Source organism: Zobellia sp. B3R18, from assembly GCF_018860715.1.
Taxonomy (GTDB): Bacteria; Bacteroidota; Bacteroidia; order Flavobacteriales; family Flavobacteriaceae; genus Zobellia; species Zobellia russellii.
Genome location: NZ_JAHKQG010000002.1, coordinates 111,429 through 135,890 on the forward strand (window position 1 = coordinate 111,429; position 24,462 = coordinate 135,890).

At 39.6% G+C, this 24,462-nt stretch carries 24 protein-coding genes and 1 riboswitch; of the genes, 6 read left to right on the top strand and 18 right to left on the bottom strand.

Annotation, left to right across the window (positions count from 1 at the left end):
• Positions 1-18 precede the first annotated feature (18 nt).
• On the bottom strand, positions 19-1,164 hold the full coding sequence (locus KO513_RS00505; protein WP_215911824.1) for a pyridoxal phosphate-dependent aminotransferase: 1,146 nt from the start codon (positions 1,162-1,164) through the stop codon (positions 19-21).
• Positions 1,161-1,988, bottom strand: a complete 828-nt coding sequence (locus tag KO513_RS00510; protein WP_215441198.1) for a prephenate dehydratase — start codon at positions 1,986-1,988, stop codon at positions 1,161-1,163. The genes KO513_RS00505 and KO513_RS00510 overlap by 4 nt, the downstream gene beginning before the upstream one ends.
• 431 nt (positions 1,989-2,419) lie before the next feature.
• Between KO513_RS00510 and gldA the strand changes: the two genes are divergently transcribed.
• Positions 2,420-3,316, top strand: a complete 897-nt coding sequence (gene gldA / locus KO513_RS00515) for a gliding motility-associated ABC transporter ATP-binding subunit GldA (protein WP_215911825.1) — start codon at positions 2,420-2,422, stop codon at positions 3,314-3,316.
• Between the two features lie 56 nt (positions 3,317-3,372).
• Here gldA and KO513_RS00520 read toward each other — a convergent pair whose 3' ends face one another.
• The 16 genes from KO513_RS00520 to KO513_RS00595 form a co-directional block, all read right to left on the bottom strand.
• Positions 3,373-3,840, bottom strand: coding sequence for a hypothetical protein (locus KO513_RS00520; RefSeq protein ID WP_215911826.1), 468 nt, complete (start codon positions 3,838-3,840; stop codon positions 3,373-3,375).
• 110 nt (positions 3,841-3,950) lie between these two features.
• Positions 3,951-5,222, bottom strand: a complete 1,272-nt coding sequence (locus KO513_RS00525; protein ID WP_215911827.1) for a serine hydrolase domain-containing protein — start codon at positions 5,220-5,222, stop codon at positions 3,951-3,953.
• An 85-nt stretch (positions 5,223-5,307) separates the two neighbouring features.
• The gene (locus KO513_RS00530) at positions 5,308-6,126 is read right to left on the bottom strand and encodes a head GIN domain-containing protein (RefSeq protein WP_215911828.1); all 819 of its coding nucleotides are present in this window, start codon (positions 6,124-6,126) and stop codon (positions 5,308-5,310) included.
• A 13-nt stretch (positions 6,127-6,139) separates the two neighbouring features.
• A complete protein-coding gene (locus tag KO513_RS00535) occupies positions 6,140-7,204 on the bottom strand; it encodes an acyloxyacyl hydrolase (RefSeq protein ID WP_252735628.1) in 1,065 nt (354 codons plus the stop codon).
• 102 nt (positions 7,205-7,306) lie between these two features.
• Positions 7,307-8,260, bottom strand: coding sequence for a methylenetetrahydrofolate reductase [NAD(P)H] (gene metF, locus KO513_RS00540; protein WP_215441186.1), 954 nt, complete (start codon positions 8,258-8,260; stop codon positions 7,307-7,309).
• Between the two features lie 142 nt (positions 8,261-8,402).
• Entirely contained in the window at positions 8,403-8,654 is a 252-nt protein-coding gene (locus KO513_RS00545; RefSeq protein WP_252735629.1) for a hypothetical protein, read from the bottom strand.
• Positions 8,647-11,382 (bottom strand): methionine synthase, encoded by a 2,736-nt coding sequence (gene metH, locus KO513_RS00550; protein WP_215911830.1) that lies wholly within the window; start codon positions 11,380-11,382, stop codon positions 8,647-8,649. The genes KO513_RS00545 and metH overlap by 8 nt, the downstream gene beginning before the upstream one ends.
• 44 nt (positions 11,383-11,426) lie before the next feature.
• On the bottom strand, positions 11,427-12,425 hold the full coding sequence (locus KO513_RS00555; protein ID WP_215441182.1) for a homocysteine S-methyltransferase family protein: 999 nt from the start codon (positions 12,423-12,425) through the stop codon (positions 11,427-11,429).
• 132 nt (positions 12,426-12,557) lie between these two features.
• Positions 12,558-12,665, bottom strand: a riboswitch (SAM riboswitch).
• A 155-nt stretch (positions 12,666-12,820) separates the two neighbouring features.
• On the bottom strand, positions 12,821-13,882 hold the full coding sequence (locus KO513_RS00560; RefSeq protein WP_215911831.1) for an NAD(P)/FAD-dependent oxidoreductase: 1,062 nt from the start codon (positions 13,880-13,882) through the stop codon (positions 12,821-12,823).
• Between the two features lie 5 nt (positions 13,883-13,887).
• Positions 13,888-14,682: a uroporphyrinogen-III C-methyltransferase gene (gene cobA / locus KO513_RS00565; RefSeq protein WP_215911832.1), complete on the bottom strand. Its 795-nt coding sequence runs from the start codon at positions 14,680-14,682 to the stop codon at positions 13,888-13,890.
• Positions 14,683-14,684: 2 nt separating this feature from the next.
• On the bottom strand, positions 14,685-16,775 hold the full coding sequence (locus tag KO513_RS00570) for a HEPN domain-containing protein (RefSeq protein WP_215911833.1): 2,091 nt from the start codon (positions 16,773-16,775) through the stop codon (positions 14,685-14,687).
• A 120-nt stretch (positions 16,776-16,895) separates the two neighbouring features.
• Positions 16,896-18,143, bottom strand: coding sequence for a sulfate adenylyltransferase subunit 1 (locus tag KO513_RS00575; RefSeq protein WP_155597687.1), 1,248 nt, complete (start codon positions 18,141-18,143; stop codon positions 16,896-16,898).
• A 57-nt stretch (positions 18,144-18,200) separates the two neighbouring features.
• Positions 18,201-19,103 carry a sulfate adenylyltransferase subunit CysD gene (gene cysD, locus KO513_RS00580; RefSeq protein ID WP_155597688.1) on the bottom strand — a complete coding sequence of 301 codons (903 nt, stop codon included), beginning with the start codon at positions 19,101-19,103 and terminating at the stop codon, positions 18,201-18,203.
• A 72-nt stretch (positions 19,104-19,175) separates the two neighbouring features.
• Positions 19,176-19,799 (bottom strand): phosphoadenosine phosphosulfate reductase domain-containing protein, encoded by a 624-nt coding sequence (locus KO513_RS00585; RefSeq protein WP_215911834.1) that lies wholly within the window; start codon positions 19,797-19,799, stop codon positions 19,176-19,178.
• A 7-nt stretch (positions 19,800-19,806) separates the two neighbouring features.
• On the bottom strand, positions 19,807-20,070 hold the full coding sequence (locus tag KO513_RS00590; RefSeq protein ID WP_215441174.1) for a DUF2061 domain-containing protein: 264 nt from the start codon (positions 20,068-20,070) through the stop codon (positions 19,807-19,809).
• 179 nt (positions 20,071-20,249) lie between these two features.
• Positions 20,250-20,660 (bottom strand): RrF2 family transcriptional regulator, encoded by a 411-nt coding sequence (locus tag KO513_RS00595; RefSeq protein ID WP_215441173.1) that lies wholly within the window; start codon positions 20,658-20,660, stop codon positions 20,250-20,252.
• Positions 20,661-20,938: 278 nt separating this feature from the next.
• Between KO513_RS00595 and KO513_RS00600 the strand changes: the two genes are divergently transcribed.
• The 5 genes from KO513_RS00600 to KO513_RS00620 all read left to right on the top strand — a co-directional run bounded on the left by KO513_RS00600 (position 20,939) and on the right by KO513_RS00620 (position 24,357).
• On the top strand, positions 20,939-21,355 hold the full coding sequence (locus tag KO513_RS00600; protein WP_215911835.1) for a hypothetical protein: 417 nt from the start codon (positions 20,939-20,941) through the stop codon (positions 21,353-21,355).
• Between the two features lie 190 nt (positions 21,356-21,545).
• Positions 21,546-22,202, top strand: coding sequence for a hypothetical protein (locus KO513_RS00605; protein ID WP_215911836.1), 657 nt, complete (start codon positions 21,546-21,548; stop codon positions 22,200-22,202).
• 135 nt (positions 22,203-22,337) lie between these two features.
• Positions 22,338-22,919: a Crp/Fnr family transcriptional regulator gene (locus KO513_RS00610; protein WP_215911837.1), complete on the top strand. Its 582-nt coding sequence runs from the start codon at positions 22,338-22,340 to the stop codon at positions 22,917-22,919.
• Between the two features lie 86 nt (positions 22,920-23,005).
• Positions 23,006-23,896: an MBL fold metallo-hydrolase gene (locus KO513_RS00615; RefSeq protein WP_215911838.1), complete on the top strand. Its 891-nt coding sequence runs from the start codon at positions 23,006-23,008 to the stop codon at positions 23,894-23,896.
• 68 nt (positions 23,897-23,964) lie between these two features.
• Positions 23,965-24,357, top strand: a complete 393-nt coding sequence (locus tag KO513_RS00620) for a nuclear transport factor 2 family protein (RefSeq protein ID WP_215441166.1) — start codon at positions 23,965-23,967, stop codon at positions 24,355-24,357.
• Positions 24,358-24,462: the final 105 nt, after the last annotated feature.

Genomic DNA, 24,462 nt, shown 5'->3' on the forward strand with positions numbered 1-24,462 from the left:
AAACTCTAATTTGTCCGTTTAAAACCGACTAATTGCTTCTTTAATTTTATCTTCCGTAACGCATAAAGAGAAACGTATATAGCCTTCCCCATTGCTTCCGAAAATAGTTCCTGGTGTTATGAAGAGATTCTTATCATACAACACCTCGTCTATAAATTCTTCTGCAGACTTGCTTCCTTCCGGTAATTTTGCCCAAAGGAACATGCCCACGGCCTTTGTATCATACGTGCAGTTCAACTTATCCGCTAATTGATACATTAATGCCCTTCTTGAAGTGTATACTTCATTCAATTTATCAAACCACTCTTGCCCACTTTTTAGGGCTTCAATGGCGCCTTTTTGAATTCCGTAGAACATACCGGAATCCATATTACTTTTCACTTTTAGTACCGCATTAATATGCTCTGCACTTCCCAAGACCATGCCTACGCGCCAACCGGCCATATTAAAAGTCTTGCTCAACGAATTCAGTTCCAAAGCAACATCCTTGGCTCCGTCTATAGCCAAAATACTAGAAGGCGAATCGTTAAGGACAAAGCTATACGGATTATCGTTTACCAAAAGAATATCATTCTTTTTGGCAAAAGCTACCAGCTTCTCAAACTGTGCCTTTGTGGCCGTTGCACCTGTTGGCATATGAGGATAACTCGTCCACATAATTTTTACCTTGCTCAAATCATGCTCCTGTAATTCCTCCAAATCAGGAAACCATCCGCCTTCGGCCGTTAGATTGTAATATTTTGCCTCTGCTCCTACCAATTTTGTAACCGATGTATAGGTTGGATACCCAGGGTTGGGAATCAATGCAATATCACCTTCATTTAAAAAGGCCATACTTATGTGCATAATACCTTCTTTTGACCCCATTAAAGGCAAAATTTCAGTAGCTGCATCTGCTGTAACACCAAATTTTAAGCTATAAAAATCGGCTACTGCCTCACGCAATTCCGGCAAACCTTGGTAGCTCTGGTACTGATGCGCACCACCGTCCAAAACGGCCTCTTGAATGCTTTTTATTATAGCTTCCGAAGGTGCCAAATCCGGACTACCAATACCCATATTGATAATTGGTCTTCCTTCGGCCATCAAACCACGAACCTCCCTTAGCTTCTTTGAGAAGTAATATTCCTCAACTGTATGTAAACGATTGGCCGTACGTATCATATTCTCGCATTTTTATATTCACCCAACACCTTAAAGTCTTCCGACATGATGTTCAACAGTGATTTTGCCTTATCAAAATTGTTATAATCGTTAAAAGTTACATCCACAAAAAAGGCATATTTCCATGGTGTCTCTATTATGGGCAATGATTGTATTTTTGTTAGATTCAACCTACAATCACTCATAACATTAAGCACAGCCGCAAGACTTCCGCGTTTGTGGTCCGTTACAAAACGTACCGAGGCCTTATTGATTTCGCCTTTTGGAAGCTCTTTATTTTTTGTCTTTACAATAATAAAACGGGTTGCATTGTTTTGTATGGTCTGTATGTTGTCTGCTACGATGTCCAAATCGTATAAACCGGCCGCTACCTCAGGAGCAATTGCCGCAATATGCTTTAACTGTTGGTCTTGAATACGCTTTGCCGTTTCCGCCGTATCTACATCTTCCACCATTTTTATATGCGGATGATCGCCGAAAAACTCCTTGCATTGCAGTAAAGCCATGGGATGTGACCTTACCTCTTCTATATCCGAAATTTTTTGCCCTTTTAGCACCATCAAATTATGGCTGATGTTTAAATAATGTTCCCCAACAATATGCAGGTTTTTGTGGTACACAAGTGCATAATTGGGTATGATCGAACCCGCAATAGAGTTCTCAATTGCCATTACCCCAACATCGGCTTTTTTTTGCAGTAACTGATCTACCAAGAAATCAAATGACATACATTCTACCAAATCCACATTATCATCAAAATACTCCCGAGACACCTGATGGTGGTTAGATCCCTTGATTCCTTGAATAGCTACTTTTAGCTTCATAATTGACTTTTCTTCCTTGTGCTGACAAACTTTATCCTGAAATTTTCAATAGGTATTGAACAAAAAAAGTCCCGTTTATAACGGGACTCTAATTTGTTTATATCATGCAATATCTTACAACAGTCCCATACCTCTCTTAAAAAAGAAGTAAAAATAAAAACCGTTAAAAAAGAATTGCTTTGTCATAACACACTTAAACTTGGGCTAAAGTAATAATTTTATTTAAAAATAAAACCGATAGCGCTCATTTTTTTCGATTTTATAGTTATCTCGCAGTCAGACATTGATGTTTTTTTGAATTCTACAGTTTAGATATTGTTATAAAGAAAATACAATATTACTTTATTGCTTATTTTTGAAGTAACAATATCGTTTTACATAACAGCCTACGGTATTAAGCAACATTCTAATATTACATACTACACCCCACCATGTCTATAAGCGTTAGTAATATCACCAAAAACTTTGGAAGTCAAAAAGCATTGAATAATGTTAGTTTTGAGTTGAAAAAAGGAGAGATAGTCGGTTTTTTAGGTCCTAACGGTGCCGGAAAATCAACCATGATGAAGATATTGACTACCTATTACACCTCCGATGAAGGTGAGGCAAAAGTTAATTCCTACGATGTTAAAGACGATAAAAAAAGTGTTCAGCAAAGTATTGGTTACCTGCCGGAACACAACCCTTTATATTTGGACATGTACGTTAAAGAATACCTTGCCTTTAATGCCGATGTGTACAAAACGGGCAAGTCTAGAATAGCCCAAGTCATAGAACAAACCGGACTTACACCAGAAGCCCACAAAAAAATAAGCCAACTTTCCAAAGGATACCGCCAACGTGTGGGACTGGCCGCTGCCCTGTTGCACGACCCCGAAGTACTTATTTTGGACGAGCCCACTACGGGACTTGACCCAAACCAATTACTGGAGATACGGAAACTCATTAAAGAAATTGGAAAAGAAAAAACCATATTGCTCTCTACCCATATCATGAAGGAGGTTGAGGCCGTCTGTGACCGAGTGCTCGTAATTAACAAAGGGGTTCTTGTAGCCGATAAAAAACTGAGCGAACTACGTGATGCAGAGGAACAAATTATTGAAGTAGAGTTTGATTATAGGGTTGAAGAGGCTTTCCTGAACAAATTACCCAATGTAACACACGTAAAGAATACGGGCGGTTTTGTTTATGAAATTACTTTTAATACCTCAAAAGACATGCGCCCGGCCGTTTTTGACTTTGCTCATGACAATGAGCTTAAAACATTGCAATTAAGCCGTAAAAACAAAAACCTGGAGAGTTTGTTTACTGAGCTTACTTCTTCCTGAAAACAAAAATCCGGAAATCAATAATTGACTTCCGGATTTTTTTTTGTGAGACTTTTTTAAAATTTCAGAGCTAGCCCAACTCCATTTTCATTAACAGCAGGCACCATCCTGAACGAAGTTCCATTACCTACACTTTCATTATAGTTCAAAATTGCTTCCTTTTTGTTTTTCATGGCATGATGAAAGAAAATTGACCCTATTATTCCCGTTCCCGCAAAGGCTATTGCAGGCCCCGTAACAGGTTTATGGTCATTCTCATTGACCAAAAACCAAATAGCAGTTCCAAAGTTAGCTGCTCCGGCAATCATACCCCCTACCATTTGTTTTTTCGATTTTCCCCAGTTTAACTGAGCAACTTGACTTTCCGACATAATCTTATCAATCTCTTTCCAAGTCAGCTTGTTTTTATCTTGATAAAATTCTGGGCCCCACATGCCCGAAAAAGAAGTGATTTCCTGAGCGGTCATCGTCAGAGTTAAAAGGCCCAACCCAAAGGTTAAAACCATTAATTTTAAATTTTTCATAGCTTTTTTTTATAAAGCTAGGGCATTAAAGTCTAGATAACAACAATCTAACACTCAGAAAACGGGATGTATTAATTTTTTATGCGTTTGAATTAAAATCGAAAAAAATACTATGAAACTACATTATTGGAAGTAATCAACTTATCTATAATTGCATCCAACTCAGGTTGGATTTTAGGGTCCGTACAATTGGTTAAGATGGAAAACACCATTTGCTCTTCCGGATACACAAAGAAGTTGGAATAACCGCCTACGCCATTGCCAACATGCCCATAGAAACGTCTACCTTTAACATCTTCGCTTACTTGCCAACCCAGACCGTAATAGGTGGAACCATTGTTGACCGTTTGGGCCGTAAGAAATTCGGCTTCAAGATTAGGAGTCAATACTTCTTCATCCAGATAGGCTTGACCAAACCTGGCAATATCCTCAGCAGTTGATAGAAAACCACCGCCGGCCAGTTTATAAAAGTTGTCTACCGGAATGGCCTCCCTAAATCCTAATCTGTTTTTGGAATAGAATTTTACCACATCGTTTGATTTTGACTGATTTCGTGAGGATATTTCTTTGTCCTCTTCCAAATCTGACTGAACAACAGGAATTGGTTCCTCGGGTTCTTCAAACCCAAACTGTATTTGACCTGACTCCTCTATAAGCTCCGGAGCAGGTTCATCTTTAGCCGGCAGAGCTGTACCCAATTCAGCGTTGGATTGGTCTTTATTTAGCTGAGTCAAATCTAAATCAGGCCAAAACGTATGGTTCATCTCTAAGGGCTGCAATACTTTCTGTGCTACATATTCCTCAAAAGGCAGCCCACTGGCTTCCTGCATTGCCAAAGAAATCAACACCCAATCAAAACTGTTATAGAGGTAATCCGTTCCCGGTTCAAAAAGGAGTTCATCATCTTTAAAGATTTCAATACTTTCCTTAATGGAATAAGGTTTATTCAATCCATATTCAATACCGCGATATCCTCTAATACCTGCCGTATGACCAGCCAATTGCCTAATGGTAAAGTCATATTTTTTCTTTGGAAAATAGGGCACATAAGTGTAAAAAGAAGTGTCTAAATCAATAGTTCCTTCTGCAACCAAATGAGCCAAAGCAGTTGCAGCAATAGGCTTGGAGACACTTGCTATCCGAAATACCGAAGACTGCGGATTTACCGGAATTTCCTTTTCCATATCGGCAAAACCATATCCTTTTTGAAAAAAACGCTCCCCATCTTTTAAGACGGTAATTGCCAGCCCAGGAACTTTATTGTTCTTGACCAAATTTTGGAGTAGCATATCGGCCGTAACCAGATTATTCAAAGATGGTGCATCTCCTAGAATACGCTTTTTGGCGAATACATTTTTAATATATTTTAGAATGGGATTCATATCAGATGTTGGTCAGTGCAAAGTTACAGATTGCATCTGTGCCCGTACCAATTTCACCAACAGAACTTTTAACTCAAATGCAGAATTACTGAAAAACCAATCGGCCTTTATACAACTCTTCCACATCAACCTCTGCGGGTTGATTAGCACTAAAGACATCGCCCACCCCACGGATTACTCCTTTGATGGACAATTGTGGGTTTACGAACATATCATTGGAGCCCCTGTGATTTATAGTTACGTTTTGCGTAACTAAGCCCGAAGCTTCAATACGGGAATCTCCGGCGGCAATGGTTAAGTTCAAATCGTTAGTAGAACCTTTCAATTTAAAGTAGGCAATACCGTTCACCACCACACTTAAGGTCTGCACATCCAATTCAAGGTCAAAATCTCCATCTGTGGTTTGAGCTTCCGGATCCGCAAAACTTTCGGACAAAAGCGTTAATCGCGGGTAGGCCAGAACACCATCACTAGATATAGTCCAGCCCGTACTGCTTCGTATTTCGGTAATATTGGGTGCGGTTACATAAATTTTGGTAACCCCGTAGTCCCTAAAATAATTACAATCATTGGTGTCTCGCAAAAGTAAACGCCCTTCTACGACTTCTGCGGTAACCTCATTTCTTAGCACACTACCGGTTTCAATTTCTACTTTATGGGTATTACCCTGCTTTAAAACCAAGGTTACATTTTCATATACCGTGATTTTAGTAAAATCGGACACCGTTACTTCTTCGCGAACGATATCACCTGTACTTTGAAAACAATCCGATGCATTTTCTCCATTGCACGACACCAATACTACCAGACAAAAAAGAATTCCAAAAAAATAAGACATCGGCAAAACCTCACTATTGTTTAAACATGTGATTTTGATTCCCTTATTTTTTAATTCTCTTACCATACTCCGTGTTTCTTTATAAACGAACGCCAATACCAAACTCTACTGCTTCCGCCGCTGCCCCGTGAGATTTAAGGCTTACGACCCCAAAAACCTTCTCGCCAAAATAGCGCTTTAAACTAAACCTATTATAGACCTTTCCCTCAAAATCAAAAGGATAATACACGTAGTACCCTAACTGGGTTCCTATAGATAGTTTATTGATAAAGAGTTCATGCCCCACAAAAACACCTACCCGTTTAAAATCAGTATCTGCAGCAATATTATTTTCAGGAAATGCTATGGATTGGTACCGTATCAGTTCTTTTAAAAAGTTGCTAAAAAACACATCCGTCCCCAATTGTAGAGCACTTTTACGACCTAAACGCTTATCTGCATAACCGGAAAAAATATAAAACGGAAATTGGCCGTGACCAATATTATCACTCTCGTTCACTCCCGTTCTGAATATTAAATTATACCGGATAGGCTCCGTAACTTTTTTCTTTTCACGCCGAATATATTCGGTTTCCTCACCTTCCAGCGTATACGTCAACCCCACATTAAAGGCAAAGGTATTAGTAGAGGTATTAGGAGCCTTAACGTTGGCATTGGAATAATGCATGATAGAAAACCCCGCCTTAAAACCTAAACCTTTGTACAAGTTTTCTTTGTGATAATTAAGCATAAGATAGTTAGAACTCAGTATTCTGGTTCCATAGGCATTGTTCCTAAAATTGGTTTCCCGGTCATAAGGGTTGGTCATATAGGCCAAACCTTGAGCCACACGAAATTGAAGGTTACGTTTTAAGAAGTAAAAATTAAAATGGGCATATAGCCCATAGGCCTCTCCTAGTGTAGAACTGTTCGTATTTTGGTAGATAAAAGAACCTCCCAAATCTGGATAATTGTAGCCCTGCTGCCAATCTTCCAGACCATAAGTTTTTCGGTTATAGGCCAAGATAACCCCTGCAGGATGGTTCGTAATCAAATGCGAAATATCCGGATTGTGCAAAATAATGGAACCATAAAATTGGTTCGCATCAAATGTGTAGCTGTGTACTCTGCGGGTCTCTTGAGAAAAACAAGTCCCTACACACATTAGAAAAAATAAAAACACCCTTGGGTTCATGGAGCGCAAAACTAATACTATTCGTTATTTTAAACCCAAGGTTGGACTTATTTTCTTACAAAAATCAGTTCTCTAAAAAAGCTGCTCGGCAATGGCCTTAATATTATCGGACTTACCCATTGAGTAATAATGCAATACGGGAACCCCCGCCGCCTTTAACTCCTTAGATTGCTGAATGGCCCATTCCACACCTACCTTACGCACCTCTTTGTTGGACTTGCAATCATCTACCGCATCAATCAAATCCTGTGGTAAATCTATCCTAAAAACCTGCGGTAACAATTGCAAATGTCTCTTTACGGCAATGGGCTTAATACCCGGAATAATAGGAATGTTTATACCCATTTTCTTGGCCTCATCAACAAACTCAAAATATTTCTGATTGTCAAAAAACATCTGGGTCACTACATAATCCGCCCCGGCATCAACTTTTTCCTTCAGTCTTTTTAAATCGGATTTTAAAGAAGGAGCTTCCAAGTGTTTTTCAGGATACCCCGCAACACCAATGCAGAAATCGGCACAGTTATCCGTATCCACCGTGTCATGCAAGTAGTTCCCACAATTTAACTCGTGCACTTGCTTTACCAAATCTACGGCATACGTATGTCCTCCCTTGGTTGGCTGAAAATACTTCTCATCCTTCATGGCATCGCCACGCAGCGCCATAATATTATCAATGCCCAAATAATGACAATCTACCAATAGGTACTCCGTCTCTTCACGGGTAAAACCTCCACAAAGCACATGCGGCACCGTATCTACATCATACTTATGTTTAATGGATGCACAAATACCCACCGTACCTGGGCGCATACGCGTCAACTTTTTATCCAACAGCCCGTCACGATCAATATACACGTACTCCTCACGCGAAGTGGTCACATCAATAAACGGAGGTTTAAACTCCATTAAAGGGTCTATATTATCATAAAGTTCTTGAATCTGATGCCCTTTTACCGGTGGTATAATTTCAAAGGAAAATAGAGTTTTACCCTTTGCATTTGTAATGTGGTCCGTTATTTTCATGTATGCTGCCCCTAAAAAGGGAATTTTAATGTTTATTCTATATTTTGGCGTTCGGGCGGGCTATTAGCTAAATTTTTTAAGACCTATCGGCCTTAAAAAGATACCGCTGCTATCCCTAACGCATTGGTTTTACTTTTAAAAATTACAACTCCGTAAGCATTTGCTTCACCTCCGCATAGCTTTCCAGATATTCCCAATAAATCCATCTGCCATCTAAGTAATCCGTAAGGATATACTTTTCACTAACGGATTTGATGCGGTCTACGGCTACAAGCTTTTTAGAAAAGCCATCTACCACAACCCTTTCCTCAATCTCCTTGTTATTTTGATCGTACCCATGGCTGATCATAAAACTGCCCAAACTTACCTCAACATATTTTTTCATATCAGTCATCCGAAATATTAGGCGCCAGCCACTTTGTTGCTTTCTCCAACGGAATTCCCTTTCGCTCCGCAAAGTCTTCCACCTGGTCCTCTTTTATTTTACCCAATCCAAAATACCGGGCTTCCTCGTTAGCAAAATAATACCCGGAAACCGATGATGCCGGCCACATGGCCAAACTATCCGTAAGCTTAACACCAATACGTTCTTCCACCTTTAACATATCCCAAAGGGTAAGTTTTTCCAAGTGATCGGGACAGGCAGGGTAACCCGGTGCCGGCCTTATTCCTTTGTATTTTTCGTCTATCAACTCGTCATTCCCCAAGTGTTCGTTAGCCGCATAGCCCCAATGATTTGTTCGTATCTCCAAATGCAGATACTCCGCAAAAGCTTCTGCAAGACGGTCGCTCAGGGCCTTTACCAAAATGGAATTATAATCATCTAAGTTCTCGCGGTACTTATCCGCCAGTTCATCGGTTCCAAAACCTGTGGTAACACAAAAGCAACCTACATAATCCTGCTTACCCGTTTCCTTTGGCGCAATAAAATCTGCCAATGCATAATCCGGGACACCTTCACGACGTTTTAGCTGTTGCCTCAGGGTCCTAAAAATATATTTTTCGCTGTTAGCACCATCCTCTACATCAACCTCAATATCATCATGGTTCCCTAGCGTATTGGCCGGAAAAAGTCCAAAAACACCTTTCCCTGTCAACTTTTTATTCTTTAGGATATCCTTCAACATTTTCTGGGCATCGGCAAAAAGTTCCGTAGCCTGCACACCTACCACCTCATCCGTTAAAATATCCGGATATTTTCCGTGTAACTCCCAACTTCTAAAGAATGGAGTCCAATCTATAAAAGGCACCAATTTCTCCAGGTCTACATCTTCAATCACCTGAATACCCAATTGATTTGGCTTAACAATAGTAGTAGCATCCCAATCAATCTTAAATCGGTTTTCCCTGGCGGCCCCTATTGTTTTATACTCTTTCTTCTTGGTACGGCTCAAGAATTTTTCCCTAAAGACGTCATAATCCTCTTTAATGGACTTCTTATAACTAGCCGATGTTTCCTTTTGCAACAGGTCGCCTACTACGGTAACCGCTCGCGAGGCATCGTTTACATGCACTACGGCCTCACTGTATTGTGGGTCTATTTTTACTGCAGTATGGGCTTTACTGGTGGTTGCACCTCCTATGAGCAAGGGCACTTTAAAATTCTTGCGCTCCATCTCCTTTGCCAAATGAACCATCTCGTCCAGAGACGGTGTAATAAGTCCGCTTAGACCAATGACATCTACGTTGTGCGCAATGGCCTCCGCTATAATTTTTTCTGGCGGAACCATAACCCCTAAGTCTACAATTTCATAATTGTTACAGGCCAGTACAACGCTTACGATATTTTTACCAATATCATGAACATCTCCTTTTACGGTAGCCATCAATATTTTACCGTTACCCTTATCGTCTCCAACTTGAGGGTTCTTTAATTTTTCCTCTTCAATATAAGGTAACAAATAGGCTACGGCCTTCTTCATTACACGGGCAGATTTCACCACCTGTGGCAAGAACATTTTACCGCTTCCAAAAAGGTCGCCCACCACGTTCATTCCGATCATAAGATTGCCTTCAATTACCTCTATAGGCTTATCGGCGGCAAGACGTGCTTCTTCTACATCCTCAACTATATATTGATCAACACCTTTTACCAAGGCTCTTGTAATTCTATTCTGCAAAGGTTCTTCACGCCAAGAAAGGTCTACCGTGCTCTCTTTGGCCTTACCTACTACAGATTCGGCAAAATCCAGAAGACGCTCTGTGGCATCGTCCCTACGGTTAAGTATAACATCCTCTACGTGCTCCAGTAAGTCCTTGGGAATATCATCGTAAATTTCCAACATTGTAGGGTTTACGATTCCCATATTCATACCCGCTTTTATGGCGTGGTACAAGAATACCGAGTGCATGGCCTCACGCACGGGATTATTGCCCCGAAACGAAAATGAAACATTACTTACCCCACCACTGACATTGGCGTACGGCAAGTTTTCACGAACCCATTTAGTAGCCCTAATAAAATCTATGGCATTTAGCTTATGCTCATCCATACCTGTGGCTACAGGAAATATATTTAAGTCAAAAATGATATCCTCTGGAGGAAAACCTACTTGGTCTACCAGAATATCATAGGACCGTTTGGAAATCTCAATACGACGATCGTAATTATCCGCCTGACCTACTTCATCAAAAGCCATAACGATTACGGCAGCCCCGTACCGTTTTACCAATTTGGCATGATTAATAAATTCTTCTTCGCCTTCTTTTAAGCTGATAGAATTCACCACACATTTACCCTGCACTACCTGAAGACCGGCCTCAATAATATCCCATTTAGAACTATCGATCATAATGGGTACTCTAGCAATATCCGGTTCGGCAATAACAAGGTTCAAGTACTTTACCATAGCTTCCTTACCATCAATTAAACCATCATCCATATTAATATCGATGATTTGCGCCCCACCTTCTACTTGATCCCGGGCCACATCCAGCGCCTCTTCAAACTTTCGCTCTTTAATTAGGCGCAAAAATCGTTTGGACCCCGCCACATTGGTACGCTCGCCCACATTTACGAAATTACTCTCGGGGGTGATGACCAGTGGCTCCAAACCAGATAGTTTAAGGAATCTGGCGGGCTTTTGGTTATTGGTTGTTGGTATATTTGAGTCGTTACTCATAGTACTTGATGAACTTCTTTAGTTTTTTCTTTGTCGTAGCCTATTTAAACTGCCGCTACTGCACGTGGATCATACTTCCTTACCAACTCTGCAATAGCGGCAATATGTTCCGGGGTAGTACCACAGCATCCACCAACGATGTTTACCAGCCCTTTCTCTACATATTCCTTGATTTGTGCTGCCATCTGTTCCGGTGTTTCATCATACTCTCCAAAGGCATTGGGCAAACCTGCATTGGGATGTGCCGAAACGGCATGCTCCGTTTTATTGGACAATACTTCTAAGTGCGGCACCAATTGATCGGCTCCTAAAGCACAATTAAAACCAACCGACAAGATAGGAATGTGTGAAACGGAAATTAAAAAAGCCTCTGCGGTCTGGCCCGAAAGCGTTCTGCCCGAAGCATCCGTAATTGTGCCACTTACCATTATGGGCACTTCTATATTTCGTTCTTCCTTTACTTCTTCTATAGCGAACAAGGCCGCTTTTGCGTTCAACGTATCAAAAATGGTCTCTACCATTAGCATATCTACACCCCCATCTAACAACGCCTCTACTTGCTGTTTGTAAGCTATACGTAATTCATCAAACGAAACCGCTCTATAACCCGGGTCATTAACATCCGGGGACATACTGGCCGTTTTGTTCGTTGGCCCCAAACTGCCTACTACAAACCTAGGCTTATTGGGTTCTTTGGCGGTAAACTCATCCGCCACTTGTTTGGCAATACGTGCAGATTCAAAATTAAGATCGTACACCAATTCTTCCATGTCATAATCAGCCATGGCAATTGTTGTACTGGAAAACGTGTTGGTTTCTACAATGTCCGCACCGGCAGCAAAGTATTTTCTATGCACCTCCGCTATAGCTTCGGGCTGTGTTAGTGACAATAAATCATTATTGCCTTGAACAGGGGTTTTCCAATCCTTAAAACGCTCACCTCTAAAATCCTCTTCGGTGAATTTATAGCGTTGAAGCATAGTACCCATGGCACCGTCCAACACTAAAATGCGTTCTTTTAATATCTCTTGAATGTTTTTCATTTCTTTTCCTCCTCTAATTGAGTGTTCAAACGCAACCAAATTCAATTTATATTATATTGAAAATGTTACTCTAAAATCTTCCTACCAACAATTATCAAGCAAAAGAATAAGGACAATTGTAATTGCCTCTCTTTGTTATCTGTCCCAAAACATACCAGGATAGAATGTAGCACCTTCTTTATAAGAAAAGGGTTGCCAAGGTTTCACAGGGTCTATTCCCTCCACCTTTCTTGATAACAGTCCTATATTTTTAATGAACGATTTGCAAAGTAACACCACATCTCCTTCAAAACCAAAGAAACATGCCTGTTTTTGGCACTTTACATTAGATAAAAACCTTCCGTAAATTGAGATAACAGAAGGTTTTTATGAATTATATGCACACTACTAGCTAATTAAGAAATACTTTGAACAACCTCTTTTTTGGCCTCTTTCTTACTACCGTCAAAACCTTCTACCCCACCTACAGTGGTATACTTCATAACATATCTCTTACCGGGGTTGATCAATTGGTAAGCATATTGACACATTACGGCGGCCTCATGGAAACCGGATAGAATCAGTTTTAGTTTTCCTTCGTAGGTATTTACATCCCCAATGGCAAAAACACCAGGTATATTGGTTTGGTAATCTTTGGCGTTGTTCACCTTAATGGCATTACGCTCAATTTCCAAGCCCCAATCACCAATTGGACCTAATTTTGGAGAAAGACCGAACAATGGAATAAAGTTATCTACCTCAACATAGGTTTCTCCCTTTTCGGCATCGTTATGCTTAATAACAACCGCTTCCAAATGGTCATCTCCGTACAACTTTTTCACTTCGGCTTCCGTGAATAATTTTATTTTTCCTGCTTTTGCCAATTCTGCCGCTTTCTCAACAGAATCCAAAGCTCCTCTAAATTCGTTTCTACGGTGCACTAAAGAAACTTCAGAAGCTACATCGGCCAAGAAAATAGCCCAATCCAAAGCAGAATCACCACCTCCGGCAATAACAACTTTTTTACCCCTATATACTTCAGGGTCTTTAATGATATAGGCTACGCCTTTGTCCTCAAAATCGGCTATGTTCTCAATAGGCGGCTTTCTAGGCTCAAAAGAACCTAAACCACCTGCAATAACAACTACCGGGGCATGGTGCTTTGTACCTTTATTAGTGGTTACGATAAAAGAACCGTCTTCTTGCTTATCCAATGTTTCCGCTCTCTCACCTAAGGTATAACCCGCTTCAAAAGGTTTGATTTGCTCCATAAGATTGGTTACCAAATCTCCTGCGAGAATTTCCGGGAAGGCCGGAATATCATAAATTGGTTTCTTTGGATAAATTTCCGAACATTGGCCACCTGTCTGAGGTAAAGCGTCTATTAAGTGACATTTTAGCTTTAACAAGCCTGCTTCAAATACTGTAAAAAGACCTGTTGGGCCTGCGCCAATGATGAGAATATCTGTTTTTATCATAACTATTAACTTAACTGTAATTCTTGATTTTGGGCAATTGATAAAATGGTTGCCCTATGTTTTACTACTTCACCTATTATAATTATTGCCGGATTGGTCAACTGTTGCCGCTCCACTTCACCTATAATAGATGCAATGGTACCAATTGCAATTTTTTCATCTTTTCGGGTCCCATTCTGCACAATAGCAATTGGGGTTTCCGATTTGCCCTCGGCTTTGAACAATTCCGCTATTTGTGGCAGTTTGCTCATCCCCATAAGAATAACCACCGTGGCGTTACTTTTTGCGGCCAAAGCAACATCACCCGAAAGTTTGTGTTCCTTGGTCGTTCCTGTAATTACCCAAAAACTTTCTGCGGCACCTCTTTTAGTAACCGGAATGTTCTGTGATGCAGGAACCGATAAACATGAGGATATACCCGGCACCATAGCAACGTCTAGCCCATGGCTCGCGGCATATTCCATTTCTTCGGCGCCACGGCCAAATACAAATGGATCTCCACCTTTTAGACGCACCACATGAGCATTGGTCTTAGCCCTACTAACAATGAGCTCGTTTATTTGCTCTTGTTGGTATGCATAACACCCTTTTCTTTTGCCCACGAAAATGTGTTCGGCTTTGGGTGCATACTCCAGCAACTCAACGGACACCAACGCATCGTACAACACCACATTGGCACTTGCCAATGCCTTGATGGCTTTGAGCGTAATAAGCTCAACATCACCAGGGCCTGCACCAATTACCGTAAAACGACCGCCTAAATTGGATGAAGTGTTATTATTTTCGTTGGAATATTTCATGTTTAGGCTTCTGCCAATTCTTGTTGTCTAAATTTCTCAACTGCTTTTAAAAATGCCTTAGCATCTTCCAAATAGCTTTTTGCGAAAGCTTCAGTCGGTTCATTTTTATTCAATTGCAAAGCAAGTTCTTCAAAACCTTGTCCTAAATCTATTCTACCAGAGGCAACAAATTTGGCATCAAAATCCTTAATGATGCTTGCATGCGTATTTACTTTAGCCTTTTCTGAAGTTAACAGTGCTTTTGCAGAGTTCACCATAGAAGAATACGAGTGGTAAATACTAGCCGCCCATTTCTTTTCTTCAAATGCTTCTTGGGCATTCTGTATTTTTTCTTCACTTTCAAAAAGCAAAGTAGCGATAAGGTCAATTACTACACCGGCACACTCACCGATACCGATTGCTTTTTCATAACGCTCCGTATTACCCCAGTCAATAAAGTCTTCCGCAGTAAGATTTTCAACGTCCGATAATGGCGTTAGGAAATCATAAAAATACATCTGACCTTTTTCTTCGTAGTAATCCGCATACGACTTTCCGTTTCCGTTTTGGTCGTAGTCATCCAAAATTAATCGCAAAGCTTCAGGACCTCTTTTAGAAGGAATTTTCACCACCTTATCAGCAAATCTTCCGTTACCGTTTCCATCGTTACCACCACCTAACAAGACTTGAAGTGCAGGTGCAACCAACTTATCCTTGGTTCTTACACTCATACCCTGAAAACCAATATTGGCCATGTTGTGCTGTCCACAGGCGTTCATACACCCACTGATTTTGATAACAACATCTGGGTTGCTTGTATACTGTGGATATTCCACCTTCATGATTCTTTCCAATTCCTCAGCAATACCCGTACTACTGGCAATACCCAAGTTACAGGTATCCGTACCCGGACAGGCCGTAATATCTATAGCCTTGTTATAGCCCGCTTCTACAAAACCAAGTTTCTTTAGTTCATTGTAGAAAAACGGCACCAAATCATTGGCAACGTAAGGAATCAATATATTTTGACGCAAGCTTAATCTTAATTCACCGGCAGCATATTGCTCCACCAAATCTGCCAACAACCTTGCTTTATCCGTATAAAAATCACCTAAAAGCACTTTAATACCTATAGCCGAATACCCTTCCTGTTTCTGAGGAATAAGGTTTGTAGATTTCCAGATTTCAAAAGCTTCCGTATCCTCAATTTCCACTTGTGGCGCATCAACTTTAGCAACCTCAACTTTTGGATAAGCTTCGGCATCAATAGGATAGCTTTGTACCGGAATCGCTTTTTGCTCTTCGGCCAATAACTGCTTAAAACCATCAAGTCCTATGTCCTTCAACAAGAACTTCATTCTTGCCTTGGCCCTACTCTTTCTCTCACCGTAACGGTCAAAAACACGAACCACACCTTCCATTAAAGGAATGATCTGATCTGCCACAAGGAATTCAAAAAGTAGCTCGGCATGACGTGGTTGTGACCCCAGACCACCGGCTAACATTACTTTAAAACCTCTTACCCCATCCTGAATTTTAGCAATAAAACCAAGATCGTGCATGTACGAAAGACCAGTATCCGCATCACTAGCAGAAAAGGAAACCTTGAACTTACGGCCCATTTCCTGACTGATCGGATTACGCAAGAAATACTCAAAAAGTGCATGAGCATATGGCGAAACATCAAACGGCTCATCTACATCTATGCCGGCAGTTTCACTAGCCGTTACGTTACGTACCGTATTACCACAAGCTTCACGAATGGTAACATCATCTTTCTCCAACTCTGCCCAAAGTTCCGGCGTACGGTCAAGATCTACATAATGTATTTGAATATCCTGACGCGTAGTAATATGTAATCTACCTCTAGAATATTCATCAGAAACATCGCTTATACGCTTTAACTGCTTAGAAGTAACCTTACCGTATGGCAACTTGATACGAATCATCTGCACACCTGGCTGACGTTGACCGTAAACACCTCTGGCCAAACGCAAACTGCGGAACTTTTCCTCATCTAAATTACCTTCTTTGAACTGGCGTATTTTAGCCTCCAACGCCAAAATATCCTTCTCAACAACCGGGTTTTCTATCTCTGTTCTGAAACTTTGCATACTATATTTCTTCTAGCTTCTTACCGTTTATAGGTAGATTAATAATTGTATATTTTTCCTATAGGGTTTATAGGGATAATTAAACCAGCATCCTTGCCCTTTGGGTTAGAAACGGACTTCTTAGCTTATGAAGCCTGCCCCTACCGTACTATTGGTCTGCGTATCTATTAAGATAAACGAACCATTGGTACGGTGATCTTTAAATTTGTCGTAAAAAATTGGTTTATTTAACTTGAAAGTTACCTGAGCGATATCATTCATGCCCAAACCATCTACATTGGTATCAATACCTGAATAATCAGGGTTGATTTTATGATGGATATTATCCACCTTGGCCAACACTTTATTTACACCGTGTTGTACCACATATTTTTTACCTGTAGTCAATTTATTGGAATCCATCCAAGAAATAGTAGCGGTAAACTGCTTATCTATTGTAGGTAGGTCTTCTGCCCTTACCAACATATCTCCTCTACTGATATTGATTTCATCTTCTAAAGTTATCGTTACCGATGACCTTCTTGAAGCCGTCTGGAATTTTTTATCGTAGAAGTAAATATCCTTAATCTTAGATCTGGTCTGTGATGGAAGTGCTACAACCTCATCACCCACACTTAATTCACCACCGTAAACTTTACCGGCAAAACCTCTAAAATCATGGTGCTCATCTGTCTTAGGACGAATTACATACTGAACCGGGAAACGAGGTGTACCCACGTTAAAAATATCCTTACGATCTAAAGCCTCAAAATGCTCCAATAAAGTAGGACCCGTATACCAAGGCGTCTTATCTGTTTTGTTCACGACGTTATCACCTTTAAGGGCACTAACGGGAATGAAAGTAATCTTTTGATCTTGGTAATCTCTCTTCGCCATCAATTCCTCAAAATCGGCTTTAATAGCATTATAAGTTTCCTCAGAATAATCTACCAAATCCATTTTATTAATAGCTACCACCACATCTTTGATGCGCAATAGGTTATTGATAAAAAAGTGACGGTTGGTCTGCTCAATAACCCCTTTTCTAGCATCGATCAAAATAATCGCTGCTTGAGATGTAGAAGCTCCGGTAACCATGTTACGTGTGTATTCTACGTGACCGGGAGTATCAGCAATAATGTAACTTTTCTTTGCAGTTGAAAAATAGATATGCGCCACATCTATAGTAATACCTTGCTCACGCTCGGCCACTAGACCATCTGTAGCCAATGAGAAATCCAGGTAATCATACCCTTTGCTCTTACTGGTCTTTTCTATGGCTTCCAACTTATCGCTGGTCAATGATTTTGTATCGTACAGAATTCTACCGATCAAGGTACTTTTTCCGTCATCTACACTACCTGCTGTTGCTATCTTTAATACGTCCATCTTCTTTGGCTGTAATTTTTAATCAAATTTTTTAAACTAATTCCCTGATTGAGAATCCTAAAAGTACCCCTGTTGTTTTCTTTTCTCCATTGCCGCTTCAGACCTTTTATCGTCTATACGGGCTCCTCTTTCAGAAATACTGGAATCACGAATCTCTTCAACAACAGATTCAATATCGGTAGCATCGGAAAAAACGGCTGCGGTACAGCTCATATCCCCTACGGTACGGAAACGCACCATACGCTCTAAAACTTCCTCATCTTCTTCTTGGTACACATAATCCGAGTGTGACCAGATCAAACCGTCACGCAAGAACACCTTACGTTTGTGCGCGAAATAGATAGAAGGAATTTCAATTTCCTCATCTTTTATATACGACCAAACATCTAACTCCGTCCAGTTTGAAATAGGGAACACACGTACGTTCTGCCCTAATTCTATCTGACCGTTCAACATATCAAAAAGCTCTGGGCGCTGGTTACGCTCATCCCACTGGCCAAAATCATCACGTACCGAAAAAATACGCTCCTTTGCCCTAGCCTTTTCCTCATCTCTACGAGCCCCACCTATACAGGCATCAAACTTGAATTCCTCAATGGCATCCAACAATGTAGTGGTCTGCAACGAGTTTCTACTTGAGTATCTACCGGACTCTTCTTTAACCTTACCTTGATCAATAGAATCCTGAACATTACGCACTATAAGCTCCAAACCTAACTCCTCTACCAATCTATCTCTAAACTCAATAGTCTCAGGAAAGTTATGACCTGTATCAATATGCATTAAAGGGAAAGGAATTTTTGCCGGCCAAAATGCTTTTTGTGCCAAACGCACCAAAGTGATGGAATCTTTTCCACCGGAAAATAAAAGTACCGGTCTCTCAAATTGAGCAGCTACCTCTCTAAAGATGTAGATGGCCTCGTTTTCTAAGGCGTTGATGTGTGATGTATCTTGGCTCATAATTTTTGAATATATATTTTTCGCTACTGCTATGCTTCTATTATATTTTTTCCGCTAAATGCGGAATGTATTTTAAGTATGTAACCCACACTCACGGTTCTCAAGAACCTTTGTTGGATCAAAATATTTATGCTCGTTAGGCAATTCTCTTTTTTCCAAATAAGCATCCAACTGCGCGTCGCTCCAATGGTAAAACGGACTCACTTTAAGAACACCGTCTTTGCTTACACTTAGAATATCCAATGAATCTCTTAACGCAGTCTGTCCTTTTCTAAGGTTTGTAAACCAAACATCCGGTTTATGCGCCTCCATTGCCCTTTTGAAAGGCTCTAATTTAACCTGTTCCGTAAAAACGGCGTGCTTTGGATCATCTATTTGAGGTATACCCATTACACTATCACGGTGCGCACTAGTTTGCTTGGGCACGTACAAATCTATCTGCAGCCCCAATCTTTCTATTAACTCCTCGGCATGTTTATAGGTATTTGGCGTGTTGTAACCTGTATCGCACCAAATAACAGGAATATCATTTTTCACATTGGTAACCGCATGCAAAATAGCAACCTCATAAGGTCTAAAATTGGTAGTCACCACGGCATTCTTTGCATTTTCTATAGCCCAATCAATAATAACTGATGGGTCTGCCTCTTTAAAACGCTCGTTAAGCTTTTGGATTTCTTTTTCTGAAAAACTCATATCCTATTTATTTACCCCAATTAATTTTATTCCATAAACGCTCGTGAAAGAAGTATAAGAACATCTTGGTCACAAAATCTATGGATGCTATAGAAGCAGCAATGGCCACTTCACTAGTTAACAAATAAGAAACCAGCAAGGTATCTAAAGTACCGATCACCCTCCAGCTAACCGCTTTTGCAATACTACGGATCGGCTTCTCGGATTTTTTATCTTCTGAATACTTCTTCTTGGAAGCTGCTTTATCTAAAATCAATTGATCTACAATCATTTTCGTGTTAATCTAATTACCCTATCAATCTAATAGAGTAAACAAATGTAGTATATTTTTATTGTGTTAGACGGCTAAAATCAGAAGAATTTACTTTTACCCTATAGATTTAGTAGATTTTCAATAAATCCCTGTAAATATTGAAGATTTTACACCGTATTTAGCTGAAGATCGGAAAATCAGGCTATTAAATCGGCTAAGGTATGGTTGCGGTACACCTCAAGATTGGCATCGCGTACCATAAGCATAAGTTTGTTTACCGAGCAAGTGGCCTCATCTGGGCAGTCCGCACATTTTTCATAAAAGTTAAGACTCACACAGGGCACCATGGCTATTGGGCCTTCAAGAATGCGCATGACATCTGTCATTAAAACCTCTTTTGGGTCTTTAATTAAGTAATAGCCACCGCCCTTACCTTTCTTGGAGCCCAAAAATCCGCTCTTACGAAGAGAAAGCAAGATACTCTCTAAAAACTTCTGAGAGATATTCTCCGCTTTGGCAATTTCAGAAATCTGAACTGGCTGCATATCTTCTTGCGAAGCCAAGTACGCCAGTGCTTTTAAACCGTATTTTGTCTTTTTTGAGAGCATGGGGTAAATATAGCAAAATTTGGGACGGGAATGTAGTCCCAAAAGGTGTACCATTAAAATCTAAATTACGCTCCACAACTCCAACTTTCTTACTCATCCCGCCTACTAAACCAATAAAAAAGAGCCCCAAGTCGCAACAGAACATGAGTATGGCATCTGTACCTTGGTATATAGAAAAAAGTATTAGACTCTGAGTTATTTGGCCAATTTGAACATTGTAAGATTTTACTTATTTTAGCTTCTAGTCTCATAAAAATTAACTAGAACCAAACTAGAAAATGAAAATACGGTACAAAAAGAAACGGTTAAGAATAAACTTTTTGATTGTTATTGCTTGGGGAATTCTATTTGTTTTGACCGCCTTTTTTATTAGCCAAAGACGATGGACGGATTATGTCAACATTGTATTGTTCTTTTTTTACACCATCAATTTTATTTATGAATACAAAAACCAATACCTGACTATCGCCGATGATACTATTACCAAAAATCTTCTATTTCAGACTAAAAAGATGAATTTGAATGAAATTATCCAAGTGAAAAACTTTGCTGGAGATTATATTCTAAAAACAAGTCAGAAAGAACTGATCATAAACACGCAGATAATAAATCCAGATTCGTTGATAGATTTAAATGCTGTTTTGGAGCAATTAGAATTACCGCCAGACAGAACACCGTTTGCAAGAGCAGTTTAAAGTTTATAGTCTTTCAAAACACCTTAGACAGATCATAAACTGAAAATTGATTAATTATTTCATTTTATATCCAAAAATGACATTACTAAACATTTTTCAATTCAACCCCTAATAACTACAGTTCAGAAACATCCTCTTTTAAAAACCATGGTTTTGTCCGATGTTTACTCTAGCAACCAACACAAACACCATGGAACAAACTATCGCTTTCTTTATTTACCTGCACGCTTTCTTAGGCGGAGTGGGATTGATTACCGGTATAGGCAGCATCATTGTTAAAAAAGGGAGCTCCTTACATAAAAAATTTGGTAAGTTGTTTTCTATAGGTATGATTGGTAGCTCAGTAATTTCCATGCCAATAGCCATGATGCCAAATCATGAAAATCTATTCTTACTGCTAATAGGTTTGTTCACCGTATATCTTGTTTTAATCGGTAATCGTGCGTTGGCTTTCAAAATAAAAACTGAAGCTGATGCAGTAGATAAAGTAATTTCAGGGAGTATGCTTTTCTTTTCGATTCTAATGCTGGGCATTGGTTTGTATACCCTTTTGAATACGAATACTATGGGTATATTATATGTATTCTTTGGAGGGTTTGGGCTTCTCCTAACTTTTAAAGATTTTCAGTTTTACAAAAACCCTCAGAAGACCAAAAATGGATGGTTAATCTCGCACATCGGTAAGATGATTGGTGCTTTGATCGCTTCCATTACCGCATTTATAATCGCTGGTCTCAGCATAGGAAATCTCATTGCATGGACACTTCCTACCGTTCTTGGAACTATCTACATTATTTATTGGAAGAGAAAGGTCAATCCCAAAACCGTGGCTACAAAAAGACTATAACCCCCAATATAAAGAAGACGCTACTCTCTCTTTGTAAGTTTCATTTCTAAAAATGCAGTTTTATCGTTATGTTTATCTTTGATAGGACTTTCCTCCTTAAAAAGTATAGGAATCCACATTCAGTTAGCGCTAAAAATGTCTATAAAACTCCTAAAAGATAATATTCTAAAAAATGTCAAATTGGACAACGAAGAGCTTCGAACCTTTTGTGATGCTTTTCACCCTAAAATTATTGCCAAAAAACAATACCTATTAAACCAAGGTGACGTCTGCAAATTTGAAGGTTTTGTAACTAAAGGCTGTTTTAGGGTATTTACTTTAGATGAGGATGGTAAAGAACATGTGCTTTATTTTGCTACCAAGGACTGGTGGATAACTGATATAGATAGTTTTACAAACCAAAACCCTTCGTTCTTGACCATACAGGCTTTAGAAGATAGTGAGGTATTACTCATAAATCACACTGATAAGGAACATCTATATGAACAAATACCACAGGTAGAGAAACTATTCCGGGTTATGACCCAGAAAACATTAGTATCGCTACAAAGAAGAATGATTGCCAATCTTAGCCAGACTGCGGACAACCGTTATCTAGGTTTTATTGAAAAATACCCGGAAATTGCCCAAAAGCTCACCAATCTGCAATTAGCTTCCTACTTAGGTATATCCCATGAATTTTTAAGCAAGATTAGAAGCAAGACCGCTTCAAAATAATCCTAGTGTTTCATTTATTGAACTAGTTCAATGTTTTGGATGGCATTGGCACGCACCTTTGTACCATCAAATTAAAACAAGTAAAAATGAAATCAATTTTTTCAACACTAGTATTAACAACTATAATCTTATTTAATATGGAAGTACAAGCCCAGAACACAAGAACAATTAAAACCAACGATTTTGACCTACAGGTTTATAATGCATCAGAAAATAGCTTTGGTGTAGCATCGGTTTTGGTGTCAGGAAAACAGGATGCCATTTTAATTGATGCCCAGTTTACTTTGGCAGATGCCGAAACTGTAGCGCAAGAGATAAAAGAATCAGGCAAAAACTTGAAAACTATTTATGTATCTCATGGTGATCCTGACTTCTATTTTGGATTACAAGTATTTAAAAAATATTTCCCAGAGGTTACCGTATTTGCAACTCCCGCAACCGTAGAGCACATTAAAGCTACCGCCCAAAAGAAACTAGATGTTTGGGGTGCTAAATTAGGAAACGCTATTACCACAAATGCTGTCCTTCCTCAGGTTCTTAAAGAAGATGCATTAGAACTAGAAGGTGAAAAATTAGAAATTATTGGTTTAGACGAATTCCCAAAACGAACTTTTGTTTACATCCCTTCTAGTGAAGCGGTTATTGGTGGCATCAATATTTTCTCCAATACTTTTCATGTATGGATGGCAGACGCCCAAACTGAAGAAGCGAGAAAAGATTGGATTTCCATACTAAACAAAATTGAAAGTCTAAACCCTAAAGTAGTTATACCTGCCCACGGAAATAAGGATACGCAACTTAACTTAACCTCTGTGGCTCACACTAAAAACTACATTACGTTCTATGAAGAAGCTTTAAAAACCAATACCACTTCAGAGGACTTAATCAGCACGATGAAAAAGGAATACCCAAATGCTACTTTTGAAACCGCACTTCAAATTGGAGCAAAAGTGAATACAGGCGAAATGAAATGGTAAAATCAATAGGAATAGGCTACTTGGCAATACTTATGGTATTGTCAAGTAGCTCTTTTAATAAAAATGAAATGACAAATTTAGAAATCATAAAAAGCACCTACGAAGGCAAATCTTCCGAAGAAAACGGAAAGAATTTAGCCAAGCATGTTGCGGAAGATATTCAATGGACAGAAGCCAAGGGCTTTCCATATGCAGGTACCTATACAGGACTAGAAGAGATTACTAAGAATGTATTTTCCAGATTAGGGTCTGAATGGATACACTACCAGTTTACCCCAAAACAATATGTAGCTGATGGGGATACCGTCATTGCTATTGGTAATTACACCGGAGTTTATAAAAAAACAGGCAAAGGATTTGAAGCACGAGTAGCACACTTATGGACTTTAAAGGATAGCAAAATAATCCGGTTTGAACAGATTGTGGACAGTAAAACGGTTACCGATGCCATGACTAAATAAAAATCGCGGTTGAGTTAAAGCAAAAAAGCCTCCCAATTGGGAGGCTTTTTTGCTTTAAATAATTAAGACTTAATCCAGACTTCAACGCCTCTATAAACAATGATT